At 33.8% G+C, this 15,770-nt stretch carries 19 protein-coding genes; 16 read left to right on the plus strand and 3 right to left on the minus strand.

All coding sequences use genetic code 11. The features are described 5' to 3' along the window. The first annotated feature begins 40 nt into the window (after positions 1 to 40). Both C1H87_RS08745 and C1H87_RS08750 read left to right on the plus strand, forming a co-directional pair. A complete protein-coding gene (locus tag C1H87_RS08745; RefSeq protein WP_102755437.1) occupies positions 41 to 1,549 on the plus strand; it encodes a NupC/NupG family nucleoside CNT transporter in 1,509 nt (502 codons plus the stop codon). 365 nt (positions 1,550 to 1,914) lie between these two features. Then, complete coding sequence (locus tag C1H87_RS08750; protein WP_102755438.1) at positions 1,915 to 2,739, plus strand: thymidylate synthase; 825 nt, start codon at positions 1,915 to 1,917, stop codon at positions 2,737 to 2,739. 61 nt (positions 2,740 to 2,800) lie between these two features. On the opposite strand, the gene C1H87_RS08755 is transcribed toward C1H87_RS08750, so the two are convergent. Continuing rightward, the gene (locus C1H87_RS08755; RefSeq protein WP_102755439.1) at positions 2,801 to 3,097 is read right to left on the minus strand and encodes an isoamylase early set domain-containing protein; all 297 of its coding nucleotides are present in this window, start codon (positions 3,095 to 3,097) and stop codon (positions 2,801 to 2,803) included. Positions 3,098 to 3,377: 280 nt separating this feature from the next. Between C1H87_RS08755 and C1H87_RS08760 the strand changes: the two genes are divergently transcribed. The 5 genes from C1H87_RS08760 (at position 3,378) to C1H87_RS08780 (ending at position 6,605) form a co-directional block, all read left to right on the plus strand. After that, positions 3,378 to 4,292 (plus strand): dihydrofolate reductase, encoded by a 915-nt coding sequence (locus tag C1H87_RS08760; protein ID WP_102758219.1) that lies wholly within the window; start codon positions 3,378 to 3,380, stop codon positions 4,290 to 4,292. Between the two features lie 192 nt (positions 4,293 to 4,484). Further along, positions 4,485 to 4,814 (plus strand): ArsR/SmtB family transcription factor, encoded by a 330-nt coding sequence (locus C1H87_RS08765; protein WP_102755440.1) that lies wholly within the window; start codon positions 4,485 to 4,487, stop codon positions 4,812 to 4,814. After that, on the plus strand, positions 4,807 to 5,265 hold the full coding sequence (locus C1H87_RS08770) for an SRPBCC domain-containing protein (RefSeq protein WP_102755441.1): 459 nt from the start codon (positions 4,807 to 4,809) through the stop codon (positions 5,263 to 5,265). Before C1H87_RS08765 ends, C1H87_RS08770 begins: the two co-directional genes overlap by 8 nt. A gap of 56 nt (positions 5,266 to 5,321) precedes the next feature. Then, positions 5,322 to 6,017, plus strand: a complete 696-nt coding sequence (locus C1H87_RS08775) for a DNA alkylation repair protein (RefSeq protein ID WP_102755442.1) — start codon at positions 5,322 to 5,324, stop codon at positions 6,015 to 6,017. A gap of 3 nt (positions 6,018 to 6,020) precedes the next feature. Continuing rightward, a complete protein-coding gene (locus C1H87_RS08780) occupies positions 6,021 to 6,605 on the plus strand; it encodes a DJ-1/PfpI family protein (protein ID WP_102755443.1) in 585 nt (194 codons plus the stop codon). Here the strand turns inward: C1H87_RS08780 and C1H87_RS08785 are convergent. Further along, a complete protein-coding gene (locus C1H87_RS08785) occupies positions 6,602 to 7,279 on the minus strand; it encodes a class I SAM-dependent methyltransferase (RefSeq protein ID WP_102755444.1) in 678 nt (225 codons plus the stop codon). The genes C1H87_RS08780 and C1H87_RS08785 overlap by 4 nt on opposite strands. A 139-nt stretch (positions 7,280 to 7,418) precedes the next feature. Between C1H87_RS08785 and C1H87_RS08790 the strand changes: the two genes are divergently transcribed. The 6 genes from C1H87_RS08790 to C1H87_RS08815 all read left to right on the plus strand — a co-directional run bounded on the left by C1H87_RS08790 (position 7,419) and on the right by C1H87_RS08815 (position 11,096). After that, complete coding sequence (locus C1H87_RS08790) at positions 7,419 to 8,156, plus strand: porin family protein (RefSeq protein ID WP_102755445.1); 738 nt, start codon at positions 7,419 to 7,421, stop codon at positions 8,154 to 8,156. A 189-nt stretch (positions 8,157 to 8,345) separates the two neighbouring features. Further along, positions 8,346 to 8,867: a hypothetical protein gene (locus C1H87_RS08795; protein ID WP_158655168.1), complete on the plus strand. Its 522-nt coding sequence runs from the start codon at positions 8,346 to 8,348 to the stop codon at positions 8,865 to 8,867. Between the two features lie 166 nt (positions 8,868 to 9,033). Then, positions 9,034 to 9,660, plus strand: a complete 627-nt coding sequence (locus C1H87_RS23440; protein WP_199769345.1) for a hypothetical protein — start codon at positions 9,034 to 9,036, stop codon at positions 9,658 to 9,660. Positions 9,661 to 9,749: 89 nt separating this feature from the next. Continuing rightward, entirely contained in the window at positions 9,750 to 10,085 is a 336-nt protein-coding gene (locus C1H87_RS08805; RefSeq protein ID WP_102755447.1) for a cyclic-phosphate processing receiver domain-containing protein, read from the plus strand. 75 nt (positions 10,086 to 10,160) lie between these two features. After that, complete coding sequence (locus C1H87_RS08810) at positions 10,161 to 10,529, plus strand: VOC family protein (RefSeq protein WP_102755448.1); 369 nt, start codon at positions 10,161 to 10,163, stop codon at positions 10,527 to 10,529. A gap of 24 nt (positions 10,530 to 10,553) precedes the next feature. Next, positions 10,554 to 11,096 carry a hypothetical protein gene (locus C1H87_RS08815; RefSeq protein WP_102755449.1) on the plus strand — a complete coding sequence of 181 codons (543 nt, stop codon included), beginning with the start codon at positions 10,554 to 10,556 and terminating at the stop codon, positions 11,094 to 11,096. 26 nt (positions 11,097 to 11,122) lie between these two features. On the opposite strand, the gene pdxR is transcribed toward C1H87_RS08815, so the two are convergent. Then, positions 11,123 to 12,616, minus strand: a complete 1,494-nt coding sequence (gene pdxR / locus C1H87_RS08820) for a MocR-like pyridoxine biosynthesis transcription factor PdxR (protein WP_102755450.1) — start codon at positions 12,614 to 12,616, stop codon at positions 11,123 to 11,125. A gap of 98 nt (positions 12,617 to 12,714) precedes the next feature. Between pdxR and C1H87_RS08825 the strand changes: the two genes are divergently transcribed. The 3 genes from C1H87_RS08825 to C1H87_RS08835 all read left to right on the plus strand — a co-directional run bounded on the left by C1H87_RS08825 (position 12,715) and on the right by C1H87_RS08835 (position 15,689). Further along, positions 12,715 to 13,377, plus strand: a complete 663-nt coding sequence (locus C1H87_RS08825) for a pyridoxamine 5'-phosphate oxidase family protein (RefSeq protein ID WP_102755451.1) — start codon at positions 12,715 to 12,717, stop codon at positions 13,375 to 13,377. 5 nt (positions 13,378 to 13,382) lie between these two features. Beyond that, positions 13,383 to 13,901, plus strand: coding sequence for a DinB family protein (locus C1H87_RS08830; RefSeq protein WP_199769346.1), 519 nt, complete (start codon positions 13,383 to 13,385; stop codon positions 13,899 to 13,901). Between the two features lie 231 nt (positions 13,902 to 14,132). Continuing rightward, positions 14,133 to 15,689, plus strand: coding sequence for an NAD(P)/FAD-dependent oxidoreductase (locus tag C1H87_RS08835; RefSeq protein ID WP_102755452.1), 1,557 nt, complete (start codon positions 14,133 to 14,135; stop codon positions 15,687 to 15,689). Positions 15,690 to 15,770: the final 81 nt, after the last annotated feature.

Consider the following 15,770-nt stretch of genomic DNA (forward strand, 5'->3'; position numbering starts at 1 on the left):
AAAGTTTTCATTGTTCATTGTCGCTATTTTTTTCTTATTTATGGCGTCGAATACAATAGCACAAGAAGCAAATGAAACAAAACAATTGGATTCTGTTCAAAATGAAACAGTTGTTCAACAAACTACGACTGGTAACAATTCCAAAGACACATTAAACATTAATGGTGTAGATTCTAAAATTGAAAATACATCAACAGAACAAGAACAAACTGCCAGTACTTCCACAGTCACCATTATTCCAAGTCAGGGTTTTTCAATAAACAGTTTATGGCGAGGTATCTTAGGAATGGTTTGCTTGGTATTTCTGGCATTTCTATTTAGCAGCAACAGGAGAGCTATTAATTGGAAAATTGTTGGTATTGGCTTAGCGTTTCAATTATTGATCGCTATTGGCGTTTTAAAAGTTGAATTCATCAAAAATATTTTTGAATTTATTGGAGGACTTTTTGTTGAGATTCTGGAATTTACAAGAGCAGGTAGTAAATTTTTATTTGATGGGCTTGTTGTAGATATGGATACTTTCGGGTTTATATTTGCCTTTCAAGTATTACCAACCATAATATTCTTTTCTGCGTTAACCTCGGTTTTATTTTACTTAGGTATTATTCAAAAAGTTGTAAAAGCTATGGCTTGGCTACTCTCTAAAGCTCTAAAAATTTCAGGAGCCGAAAGCTTAAGTGTTGCAGGAAACATCTTTTTGGGTCAAACAGAAGCACCGCTTTTAATAAAAGCGTATTTGGAAAAAATGAACAAATCCGAAATACTATTGGTCATGATTGGTGGTATGGCAACCGTTGCTGGAGCTGTACTAGCAGCATACATAGGCTTTTTAGGAGGTAACGATCCAGAACTTAGGTTGTTTTACGCCAAACACCTTTTAGCCGCCTCTGTTATGGCAGCTCCAGGTGCTATAGTTATTTCAAAAATACTCTATCCGCAAACAGAAGATGTTAATACAGACGTTAAGGTTTCTCAGGAAAAAATAGGAGCCAATTTTTTAGACGCTATCGCTAACGGAACTACAGAAGGCTTAAAACTAGCCGTTAATGTAGGCGCCATGCTTTTAGTTTTTGTTGCTTTTATTGCCATGTTTAATGGCATATTAGGTTGGGTTGGTGATATTTCTTCAATAAACACTTGGGTAGCCGATAACACACCATACGAAAGTCTATCGCTTGAATTAATTTTAGGCTATGTCTTTGCTCCACTTATGTGGCTTATTGGAGTTGCTAAAGAGGATATGGCCTTAATGGGACAATTATTAGGAATTAAATTAGCAGCTAGTGAATTTATAGGCTATATACAATTGAGAGATTTAAAAGATACTACAAATGCCATTCACCTTAATTACGAAAAATCTGTAATTATGGCCACTTATATGCTGTGCGGTTTTGCTAATTTCGCATCTATTGGTATTCAAATTGGAGGTATTGGTTCGTTAGCACCAGGGCAACGAAAATTACTATCTCAATTTGGTATGAAAGCCTTAATTGGAGGTACTATCGCCTCATTAATTTCTGCTACTATAGCTGGAATGATTATCGGTTAACCTATTCCTGCGCAGGCAGGAATCTCCTTTTTTATAGTTAATATGAATCTGAGATAAGGATTTACTTGCCCGCAACTATAAACATAACCGTGCCGGCAGACAAGGCAATAAAACAATCTTTTAATCCATTAACAAACTGTTACATTTAGCAAAAAAGCAAAATTCGTAGTGAAGTATAACAGTTAATAACTTTATAATAATATATCTGAGCATCAAGCCTTAGAATATGATGCTTTTTTATAATTTTATCGCCAATATTTTTTGTTATACTGAGCGCAATCGAAGTATCTTTAATAAAAGATTTTCGCTATATTCTCAATCTATTTTTTAATTTAAAGAGATTCCTGCCTTCGCAGGAAATTGTTATGAAGCAATACCACGACCTAGTAAAACATGTTTTAGAAAACGGAAATGAAAAAGGAGACCGTACTGGTACCGGAACAAAAAGTGTTTTCGGATACCAAATGCGATTTGATCTAAGTGAAGGTTTTCCAATGGTTACTACCAAAAAACTACACTTAAAGTCTATAATTTACGAATTACTTTGGTTTTTAAAAGGCGACACCAACATTAAATATCTTACAGAAAACGGTGTGCGCATATGGAATGAGTGGGCAGACGATCATGGTAATTTAGGTCCTGTATACGGCCATCAATGGCGTAACTGGAATAGCGATGAGATCGATCAAATTAAAGATGTTATCAATACACTAAAAAATAATCCCGACAGTCGTAGAATGATGGTTTCTGCCTGGAATCCATCTGTATTGCCCGACACCTCTAAATCATTCAGCGAAAACGTTGCGAATGGTAAAGCAGCATTACCTCCATGCCATGCGTTCTTTCAATTTTATGTAGCTAACGGAAAGTTATCTTGTCAATTATATCAACGCAGTGCAGATATCTTTTTAGGAGTACCTTTTAATATAGCATCTTATGCCCTATTCACTATGATGATGGCTCAAGTTTGTGGTTACGAAGCTGGTGAATTTATTCATACGTTTGGCGATGCACATATTTACAGCAACCACTACGAACAATTAGAGCTGCAATTATCCAGAACCATCAGGCCTTTACCTAAAATGATACTAAACCCAAAGGTTAAGGATATTTTCGACTTTACTTTTGATGATTTTACTTTAGAAGACTACAATCCACATCCACACATAAAAGGAACAGTAGCCGTATAAAAAAAGTACTTCCCTTAACCAAAGGAAAGTACTTTCTTCTTTAAAATTAGGTTGGATTTAACTAAACGTTTAGTACACCGTTTTCGGTTGATGCATAATCGTTCCACGCATAGGCGTCTGCTTGATCATCGTTAATGTAATTACCATCAACAACGTATCTAAACTCATAAGAGTTATCTTTTTCTAAATTTACGGTACCTTTAAACGTACCGTTTTTAAGTTTTTTAAGGGAGGTAGACTCTGTATTCCATTCGTTGAAGGTACCAACTACTAAAACCTCGTTTGCTTCTTTGGCAGGTACAGAAAAAGTAACTTTACAAATTGGCTTGCTTTTTAAGTATTGCTTTGTAATTGCCATAATTTAATATTTTTGTGTGTTGCTGTTTCTAACAAATTTATAAAACTATGCGCCAGAATTCGCATATAATCTGGTAAACCAAAAAGAATTATCAATTTCTTAAGTATTACCTTACATAAATTTAAACTACACAAAATAGCCCTACTAAATTTAACAGATTACCAAAACGGTTGGTTCTCTCTTTATTGATTTCCAAAGGCTTTAAAACATAAACGATTTCGTCCGTAAACATAAAAAATTCAACAAATTATTATAACTTTACATCAGTTATTAAATGCCTATGTTTGGAAAAAAGAAAGAACAACCTCAAATAGATAAAGAACAGTTAGAGCTTATTAAAAATGCCCAAAAACGTATTAAACAAAAAAAACGTTTATACATTCACTTTGTTATTTTTTTAATTGGCTCGGTATTTATAATTGTTGCCAATACAGTTCTCGAGATCGGTAAAGATTTCACTCTATTTGGTAAAGAATGGTTTTTGTTTGCCATACTAATTTGGTTATTCTTTTTAATTTATCATGTGTTTAATGTGTTTGTCACACATAAATTCATGGGGAAAGCATGGGAAAAAACACAATTGGATAAACTCATTGTTCAACAGAAACTAAGGATAGAACAATTAAAAAATGAACTAGAGAAAGAAGCTCCTATTATAGCAGAAAGCGAACACTATAATGAATCTCTAAACAAAAAAGAAAAAACATCTGAACTTACTATAATTGGTGCTGCTGCAGAAAATGACGCTATTGGTAAAGACAATAAATTGATCTGGCATTTAAGCGACGATTTAAAACGTTTTAAAAGCCTAACTAACGGACATCATATCATTATGGGTAGGAAAACGTTTGAAAGCTTTCCGAAGCCACTTCCTAACAGAACTCATATAGTGATTACTAGACAAAGCGATTACAACGTTCCCGACGGTGTTATTATAGTGCATAGCTTAGATGAAGCTATTAAAGCCGCAAAAAACGACCCGCAACCTTTTGTTATTGGTGGAGGAGAAATATACAAACAAGCCTTACTTGTAGCAGATAAAATTGAACTCACCCGCGTACACGAAAATTTTGAAGGCGATGCCTTCTTTCCCGAAATAGATACTTCTATTTGGAAAGAAACTGCTAATACATTTCATACTAAAGACGATAAGCATGAGCATGAGTTTTCGTTTTTGACTTATGAAAGGAGGTAGATTAAAACCTCTAGTTACCATTCATTTAAAAAGCAGGCAATCCTTATATTTATTGGCTTCGACTTACAGCTAAAATCCTAATTTGAGTAATATTAGATACAAATAGCCCTACCCTGGAATAATATTTTTCAAATTTTATTTGCGTAACTGATTGGTTACTTATATATTTGTAACCGATTAGTTACGTATTTTATGAGAAGAGATGTTTTTCAAGCCATAGCGGATCCAATAAGAAGGGATATTATAGAAATATTATCTACCGAAGTATTAACGGTAAATGAAATAGCCGAAAAATTCGAAATCAGCAGGCCTGCGATTTCAAAACACTTAAAAATATTAAACGAATGTGGTATAATAACTTTCAACCAAAGCGGTAGGGAACGTTTATGCCTTATTCAACCAAAAACATTAATTCCAGCCTTCCTATGGATAAAACAATACAACAAGTTATGGGAAGATCGAATTGACTCTTTCGAAAATTACATAAACCAGTTACAAACAAAAAAGAAAAATAATGAGTGATTTAAAAAACAGAACTTTAACTATAGAAAAAACATTCAATGCTCCAATCGATTTAGTTTGGGAAGCCTGGACGCAACCAGAACATATTTTAAAATGGTGGGTGCCAAATGGAATGGATGTACAAATTATAGAACACGACTTTAAAGTTGGTGGCAAATGGAAATATACCATGCTCATGCCAGATGGCAGTGAATTTGTATCAGAAGGTACTTATAAGGAAATTATTGAACTAGAGAAAATCGTGACTTCGGCAGATTTTAAACCTATGACCGAGGATGTTGAGATACAAACCCTTTTTGAAGCCGATGGAGACAAAACAAAGTTTGTTTTTAGCGTAATCCATGCCACTCCGGAATATTGTAAACAACAAGAAGAAATGGGCTTTTATAATGGTTGGGGATCTGCATTAGACCGATTGGAAAAAGTTTTAGATACAATTATTCTTAATTAAGAATAAAATCGACTTCAAAACAATTATTTTTGAAATAGAAACAAACTTAAAGAATAATGACTTGTGATGAAATCATAGAACGTCTTTATCACTTAAAAGATGCTGAAAAAATAGTCTTCAAGGAGAAGAAATTTGGAGTTATAGCACATAATTCTCTTGGCATCTACCACAAAGACCTAAAAGTCATTGCTAAAGAAATTGGGCAAGACAATCAACTTGCCCTTCAACTTTTCGATAGCGGTATTTACGAAGCTCGCCTTTTATGCAGTAAACTCTTTAAACCTAAAGATGTTACCGAACAACTAATGGAAAAATGGGTGAAAACATTTGAGAATTGGGAAATTTGCGACAGCTTTTCTATGGCACTTTTTGCCAAAAGTAAATTTGCACTTGCAAAAATATTAGAATGGACAAAAAGAAAACCAGAATTCGAGAAAAGAGCAGGCTTTGCTATTATGGCTTCTTACTGTATGGCCGATAAAAATTCAGGAAATGAGTTGTTTGAACAGTTTTTCCCTATCATAAAACAGGAAGCAAATGACGACAGAATCTATGTAAAAAAAGCCGTGAATTGGGCATTGAGGAATATCGGTAAACGGAACGTCGATTTGAACAAAATGGCAATAAAAACGGCCAACGAAATACTGGAACTTGAAAGTCCTGCTGCAAAATGGATAGCAAAGAATGCCTTAACCGAACTACAAAAAGAGCACATAAGAATGTCTGATTACCCAAGAAGCGAATACAGATAATAAATGAAAATAGCATATATACTTTTTGACGACATAACGCTTTTAGATTTTATCGGGTTTTACGACCCTATAAAAAACATAAAAACCAAAGGGTTTATAGAAAATCTTAGTTGGGATTTGTGTGCTACCAAAAAATCGATAAAAGATAGTTTTGGGCTAGAAATCGTTGTTGATAAAATTAAACCTGATCTATCAAATTACGATATGATCGTCGTTCCCGGTGGATATGGCACAAGAGAACTCCAATACAACACGGAATTCATTGAATGGTTAAAAACTGGAGAACATGTAGATTATATTGTTTCAATCTGTACAGGTAGTCTATTAATTGGTGCTGCTGAATTTTTAAAAGGAAAAACAGCTACAACCAACTTTAATGAATACAAAGCCTTGGAAAAATATTGCGCAAAAGTGGCTCAAACCAGAATAGTTGACGATAAAAATACCATAACAGCAGGCGCTGTTGCCTCTTCGTTAGACTTAGGCTTGTATATATGCGAGAAACTCTTAGGAAAAGAAAAAGCTGAAGAAATATGTATTGGAATGGACTACCATCCGAAACCATTCGAAATAATTACCGTGACTTAAAACATTTTATAAAGCGTAGTTACTATAGCGCCTTTGTTATCATTTAAAACAATAGATAATAATTGCTTTTCTTCTTTTATTTTAAGATTGAATGGGGGCGCCAATAAATTTAAGCCGCTTTGTTTTTTTATTCTGATACCCTGACCAGAAATGATGTCTTTATTGGGTACAAAGTCGCCTTCGGGCACATGTTCAGTTAAAACGACATATTTAAAATCGGTCAATTTACTCACTATTCTTTGCACCTCAGTATTCGACAAATGTTGTAAGACCTGTCTTAACAAAGCGCAATCTCCCGAAGGCAAATCATCTACTGCAATATCCAAACAATGGAATTCTAAATTGTCTTCCTTAAACTTTTCTTTATTGTGGGCTATAAGGTCTTCTACTATATCTACCGCAACATATGTCTTGGCATAATTCACCAATTTCCTTCCAACATTAAAATCTCCACAACCTAAATCACATACCTTAATAGGACTTTTAAAAGATGTTAAAAATGCGGTTAAAACATTTATATATGGACTTACTAGTTCAGGCTGATGCGATCCCTCTCCAGAGTAAAAATCAGCCCCATTGCCACCCCAAAGCTGCATACTATAAACCTGTTCCATAGCAGCCTTAGTCGGCCAAGGTTTTTTTATTCTTCTAGCTCTATTTTCTTTTTTATCCATAAAATTAAGACAAGTAATGTACTTAGAAATGACTACATTTGAAAGAGAAATAAAAGTATTTTTACTACTGTGTGAAAACAACACCTCAGCTATATGTTTTTATACTTAGCATTGCCACATATTAAACCCCAATTAAACCATGAAACAAAAAGTTTTACTTATTTTAACAATCTGTTTTTTAACCAAAACCTATTCGCAAAACAAAAATTCCAATTTTCAATTATCTCTTGGATCAACATTATCAGTTCCAAAAACCAGTAAACTAGTAAATACAAATATTGAAGGAAATCCTGAAATTAAATCTTCAATTAATCTAGGGTTTTATATTTTACCAAGCATAAACTATCCACTAAGTAAAAAAACATCTCTTGACTTTGGATTAGGCTTTTACCTTGACAGATTTTCTATCGAAGAAATAAATGGTTATGTAACAAATAAAGTAAACAGAAACGTTAGTCAAATTCAGATTCCAATAAATATTAACCTCCATTTTGGAAATAATAATACTTATCAATTTGGTGCTGGAGGGTTTGCGAATTTTTTAGTATCTGCAAAAGAAAAAGGTGAATCGCAAATTAAGCAAATTAGCACCATTGGTTTTATATCCGATAACGACAAAACTAACACAAATTTGACTCAAAATTACAACAACGACATAGAAGACAGATACAATACCTTTAGCTTTGGAACCTTCATTCAATTAAAGAAAACCATATCATTTTCATCAAACAAAAAAGGTTTTATTCTACTAAGGATAAACCAATATTTTAATTCCATTAAAAGCTATAATTTAGTTACTGACGCATATCAATTTACTGATATTAAAGCTGAAAAAGAACCGACAACAGTAAACATTGGAGTTGGTATAGCATTATAACCATACTAATATATAAAATAACAACTAGCTTTAGCCTACTTATACAAACTCTTGCTGGTTTTCTATTTAGTTTGTATTTATTAAATTAGTTCTTAAAACTTGCTACCAGTCTGATAAAAAACACTTAGTAACTAGCAAACAATATTTTTGAGCTTGAAAAAGCCGTTAATTAAATGAACATAATTGGTAATGGTCGAGACTAAACTGGAACATATCCTTACGAATTCATACAAAGCGGATATGATTGCCTATATGAAATCTCACCCAGAAGATTTTGAAGAAGCTATTAAACTTGCTATTTCAAACAAACCACCCTATTCATGGAGAGCTGCATGGCTATTGTGGAGCTGTATGGAAAAAAACGACCAGCGCATACTTAAATATGTAGACATAATAATTGACACTATACCTACAACATCCGATGAACAAGCAAGAGAATTATTAATAATTCTTCAACACATGGAATTGACCAATGATAATGAAGGAAAGCTATTCAACATCTGTATAAATATTTGGGAAAAGATAGGTAAACAACCATCCTTTAGATATAATGCTTTTAAACTGATGATAAAAATTATAAAAAATCATCCGGATTTATATAAAGAAATAGCTTTTTTAACTGAATCTCATTATACCGATTCCCTATCAGATAATGTAAAAAAGTCTATATTTAAAATGGTCATAGGGTTGAAAAAACGTTTTAAACAATAAACATTAATTAGAATTAAAAGATAATTATTGACAAACTAAAATGATTGGAGATAAAACAAAAGGATTAACCAAATTAGCAATAATCATACGCCCAAAAATAATTACATTTGAAAGAGAAATAAACGTATTTGCGTTTATTTTATAGTTCTAGGTAATTCTCCAAAAAATGACAATAGAGCAAATAACACAATTAGCGGAAAAAGAAACTAAAAAAGGAAAAACAGAATTAGGTAATAAACTAATTGAATTAAAATCTCTCAATTGTGGAATCTTGGAATGTATTGCATATGTTAGAGTTAATCAGAATTGTTCATTGTTAAAAGCCAAAACAATAGTTATAAATTCGTCTGCCTGGATTAATAAAAAAAGTGAATTTATTAAACACCAAGAAGAACAAACGTTAGAATTTTTAGAGGCTGCCAAAAGTAATAAAAAAATGGAGCATCAAGAATGTAATTTAAATATCAGACATGATTTGCCTAAAGTCACTTGGGATAAAATACATTTGGTATATGAGAAAATGCCTGGTTGGATTGGATTTGGAAAAGATGGAAAAGGAGAAAATGGAATTCCTTATTGGTTTAGTTATAACGAAAATGAAAAATCAATTTTTGCATCCGTTGAACCCAGTGGACTTCATTTATTTGCAAACATGGAATTAAATGAGTGGATTGAATGGAAAACTGAAATTAAAAGAGTTGCAACAGAAATTTTAGAGTTTAAAGTTGGAGAAATTGTAGAGGGAGAAGTTGGGCACGAAATTGAATGGATTAATAAAACCGAAAACAAATAGTGGTTATTTTGGAAATAAAAAACATAAGGCTAGAAATTAATCTAGTGTAATGTCTAATCTTTAACTTGTCTCTTAACGAACATTTAAGAATGAAAAAATTATTTCTTGACGATATTAGAACTATTGACATGGTTTATGACAAATCCATGGAGTCTGAATTTGACATAGTTAGAACATATAACGACTTTATCTTCTATATAAAAAACAATGGACTACCAGACTTTATTAGTTTTGATAATGATCTTGGACTAGATGAAAATGGAGAAATCGCTCCAGATGGCTATGCTGCAGCAAAATGGTTGGTATACAAATCTGGACTAGACTTAAGACAATTAAAATATAAGGTTCATTCTGCAAACCCAATAGCAGCAAAACAGATTGATGGACTCTTAACCAATTACATTAAACATTTGAAAGAGAAATAAACATAATTGTACTTATTCTATAGTTTCAGTATACTCTAAAATCCAATAAAAATAGTGAAAACAATAAACCGGTTAATGACAAATATCTGTTCCGACAATTTATCGGAAAGTAAAAACTTTTACACAATATTGTTCGATTTTAATGTAGACTACGACAGTGATTGGTTCGTCCACTTAATTTCTAAGGACAAAAAACTCGAATTAGGAATAATTGATCGAACAAATGACATAGTACCAAACGACTTTCAAAAGAGTCCACAAGGGTTTTACCTAACATTTGTAGTTGACAATGTAGACGACCTGTTTAAGATAGCCGAATCGGAAAAATTTGAAATTGTTAACGAACCAACCGATACATTTTACGGACAAAGACGGTTGTTACTAAAAGATCCAAATGGAGCTTTAGTAGATATCTCTTCGCCTATCAAAGGATTTGAATTTTAAAAGAAAACACACGTCGAATAGCGTATGAAAATAATAGAAACTAAAGACAATGACGTAAATTTTGTTTTACACCAAACCTTTAACAACAAACTCTTTTTACCCATTGGAAAATATGTAAACTGGAAACTAGAGAATAATTGGGATGACTATAACGAACTTTACCATGCGGTAAATTATATAGAAAACCTAAAACAAATTAATGGCGTTTGGTTTGATATTCACACCATTGAAAAAAACCAAGAACTTAAAGGTGTATTAACAATTGTAGGTGGCGATATTGACAAGCTTGAAACTGATAGCTATTTAGACAAAAAAACCACAATACTTTTAAAATATTTTCACATTATTGAAAAAGGAAAAGGCTACGGAGGTTATTGGTTAAACGCTATTATAAAACCTTACTATTTCGATAAAGGATACCGATCAATATACGTAAGTAGTAGCCATCCCAAATCATTTAATTTCTACAATAAAATAGGAACAGAGGTAAAAACATACACAAAAAAAAGCGACAATCAACTTTATAACAGGATTTGTAAAGCTTTTTTAATCCCTATGAATCAATAAAAACAAACCTATATCTCCATGTATAATTAAGCGCCACCTTGCTCATCAACAATTCTCATCGTTTTTTTAAATCGGCTCACAAACTCTCTAGCCTCGGCCTCATTATAGCGGGAAAAACCCATCCGTATAGCATTGTGCTTTGTGTTAGCCGCATCATAATACTGCCATTCCGAAATAATTAATTTTTGTTGTTTGGCTACATCTTTTACCGTATTCCAAGAATACTTTTTATTCAACCTTACCCAAAGCGCCATGCCTCCTTTAGGGATTTCAAAAGATAAATAATCACTTAATTCCTCCTTAAGAAGCTCACAAAAAAGGTCGCGTCGTGCTTTATATATTTTAACAGCCTTTTTAATATGCCTATCTAAACTTCCATCTTTTATAAAATTGGAAAATGTCATTTCTAAAATAGCGTCTCCTTGTCTATCAACATAACGTCTTAATTTAGCACATTCATCTACAAAAGCCTTAGGTGCAATTAAGTACCCTACTCTAAAAACCGGTGCTACCGTTTTACAAATCGACCCCACATAAATAACATTTCCACAAGTATCATGACTTGCCAAAGGTAAAATAGGCGCATGATTATAATGAAAATCGTAATCGTAATCATCTTCAAGAATAGCGAAATGATGCTTTTTAGCCAAATTTAAAAGATGCATCCTTCGCTTCGCAGAAAGTGTTACCGTTGTAGGATGGTGATGGTGTGGCGTAGTATAAACAGCTTTCACTTTATAAGTTTTACAAAGCTTTTCGATATGATGAGTGTCCAATCCTAATTCATCTACCTTAACTCGTAATAATTTAGCCCCAGCAAATTCAAATGTTGCATCCGAAGAACTATAATTAGTCTCTCCTACTATAATATAATCTCCATCCTCTACAAGTAATTGAGCCGTTAAAAACATGCCCATTTGACTACCTCTGGTAATAAGAATATTATCTTTGGTAATATTCAAGCCTCTAGTTTCATTCAAATAACACATTAAGGTTTCTCTTAATTCTGGACTACCATAAGTTGTCCCATAATTCAAATATTTAAGCGTATGCTTTTTATTCGCTATTTTTCTATAAGTTATAGACAGTTCTTTAACAGGTGTTAGCCTTTCATCCGAAACACCATCATTAACATACATGTAACCATCTACACTATCCTGTGGCGGTTTTCTATCTAGTGCCGGATTACTCTTAAAAGCAAAGCCTATTTTATTACCAGTTCTAGGCACCGTTTTATCGTCCCACGTTTGTTGCTGTAATATTGGAATGTCCTTGCGAACAAAAGTTCCCTTTTTTGGAACACTCACTATCCATCCCTGCATTTCTAGTTCCTCATAGCATGCTATTACGGTTTTCCTATGTAACCCTACTAGGCCAGATAACGTTCTAGTTCCTGGTAATTTGGTCTGTGGAGGTATAGTGCGTTCCTTAATTAAATCGATAAACTGATTCGTAAGTTGAATATAAACTGGCTGCTTACTATCTCGGTTTATTTCTATTATGGTTTTATATGGAATCATAACTGGACTATTTAAAAAATGATTTCTGGATGAATCAAACACCCCATAAATCTACTAAATTCGTACTTAAGAACAAACATTAATCAAATCGAACAGTTATGTTAACTTATCCAAAAACAGAACTAAACAAAGTAAAACGAGGTACCAAAAGAGCTGTATACGATGTAGAACAAATAAACCATATTCTGGATGCAGGCTTTATTGGATTCATAGGCTGTAATTACAACGGAAAGACTATTACCCTACCTATGGCCTACGGCAGAATAGACAACAAAGTTTATCTACACGGCTCGCTTAAAAACAGAATGCTATTAGCTCTTATAGCAGCTAAAGAAGCTAGCATGACCGTGATGCACCTGGATGGTCTCGTATTAGCGCGTTCCGGACTTCATCATTCCGTTAACTACAGATCTGCAACCCTATTTGCCAGCGTACGCAAAGTTGAAGATCCTGAAGAAAAGAAAACTGCCTTAAAATGTGTTGTAGACCATATGATTCCTGATAGATGGGAAACACTACGCCCCATGAATACTAAAGAGTTAAACGCAACTCTGGTACTCGAAATGGAAATACAATCAGCATCGGCTAAAATTAGGGACGAAGGAGTGGTTGATGAAAAAAGCGATCTGGAACTCCCTATTTGGGCTGGCATTGTACCTTTAAAACAAGTTGCCAAACTTCCCGTTCGCGATGCCTTATTACCAAAACAACTAAAAACCCCTAAACATGTAGTAACCTACTATAAAAAGAATAAAACATAAAAACAATGAAGATCGCCGATTTAAAGTTTATGCCAGATTTCTATGATCGATATATCGCATTGGTTGACGAAAACATCGATTTAATAGATGGCTTATACACTAGTGAAACCATTTTTGAAAACACTATAGAAAAATTAATCCAACATCAGGATTATAGGTACAAACCAGATAAATGGACACCAAAGGAATTGCTCCAACATGTTATAGATACCGAAAGAATATTTGCTTATCGAGCATTAAGCATAGCTCGACTGGAACCAAAGGCCTTATTAAGTTTTGATGAAAATGATTATGCCAAAAACTCCAAAGCTAATAATAGAACCATTGAAAGCTTACTCAGGGAATTTAAATTAGTAAGACAATCTACCTCCATATTGTTTGAAAGTTTTGATGAAGATGTGTTTCATGAAACCGGGATTAGTTTTAAAATCAAGATAAGTGTCCTTGCTATTGGGTTTACCATTATTGGCCACGCAAAACACCATATGAACATTTTAAACGAACGTTACTTTATCAATAAATAAGCCTAAAAGTGTCATTCAGAACAAAGTGAAGAATCTTATTAATCTAACAAACAAATATTTTACTCTTGAGAGATTCTTCACTTCGTTCTGAATGACAGTATGGTCTTAAGACTTTTAAGATCTCGGTAAGTTTCCACTTTAACAAAAATGACAACCTCAACAGAAGCTCCCAAGTCAAGTCTTGGAGCATTCTTTTCAACATCTTCCCTTAAATTTGAGTAATTTTGCCTCATGGTAAAAGAAATTCAGCTTCGTGTTTCTCTAAAGGAAGAAGAACGCAGCGATATTTTAGTAATAAAATCGGCGCACGCTTTAGATATTGATAAAGAAGATATAACCGGTGTTAAAGTACTTCGAAAATCTATAGATGCACGAAAGCCGAAAATTATTTTTAACTATAAAGTTGCAGTTTATATAAGAGAAGCATTACCAAAAACTTCCAACTATAAATTCGATTACAAAGACGTTTCCAAAGCAAAACCCGTTCATATTATCGGCTTTGGTCCAGCAGGAATGTATGCCGCTTTGCGCTGTATAGAATTAGGTTACAAACCCATAGTTTTAGAACGCGGTAGAAATGTTCAGGACAGACGACGCGATTTAAAAGCAATAAACCAAGATCATTTTGTAAACGAAGATTCCAACTATTGTTTTGGTGAGGGAGGTGCAGGTACCTATAGCGACGGAAAACTTTATACCCGAAGTTTAAAACGAGGAGATGTCCGTCGTATTTTCGAAAACCTAGTATTTCATGGTGCTACCGATCAAATTTTGGTCGATGCCCATCCTCATATAGGCACAAACAAGTTACCCAAAGTGGTTCAAAACATTCGAGAAACCATTCTTGAATATGGTGGTGAGATTCATTTTGAAACCAGAGTAGTAGATTTTATTATAAAAACCAATAAAATACAAGCCTTACAACTTCAAAACGGTGAAGAAATAACCGTTAACCGAGTTATTTTAGCTACCGGACATTCGGCTCGCGATATCTTTTACCTATTACATAAAAAGAAAATCGCATTAGAAGCAAAGTCCTTTGCCATGGGAGTTCGGGTAGAGCATCCGCAACATATCATAGATTCCATACAATACCATTGTGATGGAAAACGTAGCGAATTACTTCCAGCGGCCTCTTACAGTTTAGTCAATCAAGTTAACGACAGAGGAGTATATTCCTTTTGTATGTGTCCGGGAGGGTTTATAGTCCCAGCGGCAACCGCCAATGGCGAAGTTGTAGTGAATGGTATGTCGCCCTCTAAACGAAATAACCTATATGCAAATTCGGGTATTGTTGTTGAAATTAATGCCGATGCAGACTTATACAAATACGAAAAATTCGGTGTTTTAAAAGGCTTGGAGTACCAGAAAAACTTGGAAAAATTAGCCTTTACAGCTGGAGGAAGAAGTCAGACTGCACCGGCACAAAGACTCACCGATTTTGTAGAAGGCAAACTATCTAACGATTTGAATCCCTGTTCCTACCAACCGGGATTAAAATCGGCACCATTACATTCACTACTACCTAAACTAATAGGAAGTAGACTTAGAAAGGGATTTCAAGCTTTCGGACAAAAAATGAAAGGCTACTACACTTCCGAAGCAAATATTGTAGGTGTAGAATCGAGAACCTCATCACCAGTTTGTATCCCTAGGAACGAGCAATTGGAACACCCAGAAGTTTCTAATTTGTACCCTTGTGGCGAAGGAGGTGGTTATGCTGGCGGTATCATTTCTGCTGCCATGGACGGCGAACGTTGTGCAGAGGCCGCTATCGTTAACTTATAAAAGAATAAAGAACAAATACCCTCAAAGTTCCTCATTAAATATACCTAGATGCTTTGCAGTTGTTACTTTGTACTTAATTCC

This window comes from Flavivirga eckloniae (genome assembly GCF_002886045.1).
GTDB classification, from domain to species: domain Bacteria; phylum Bacteroidota; class Bacteroidia; order Flavobacteriales; family Flavobacteriaceae; genus Flavivirga; species Flavivirga eckloniae.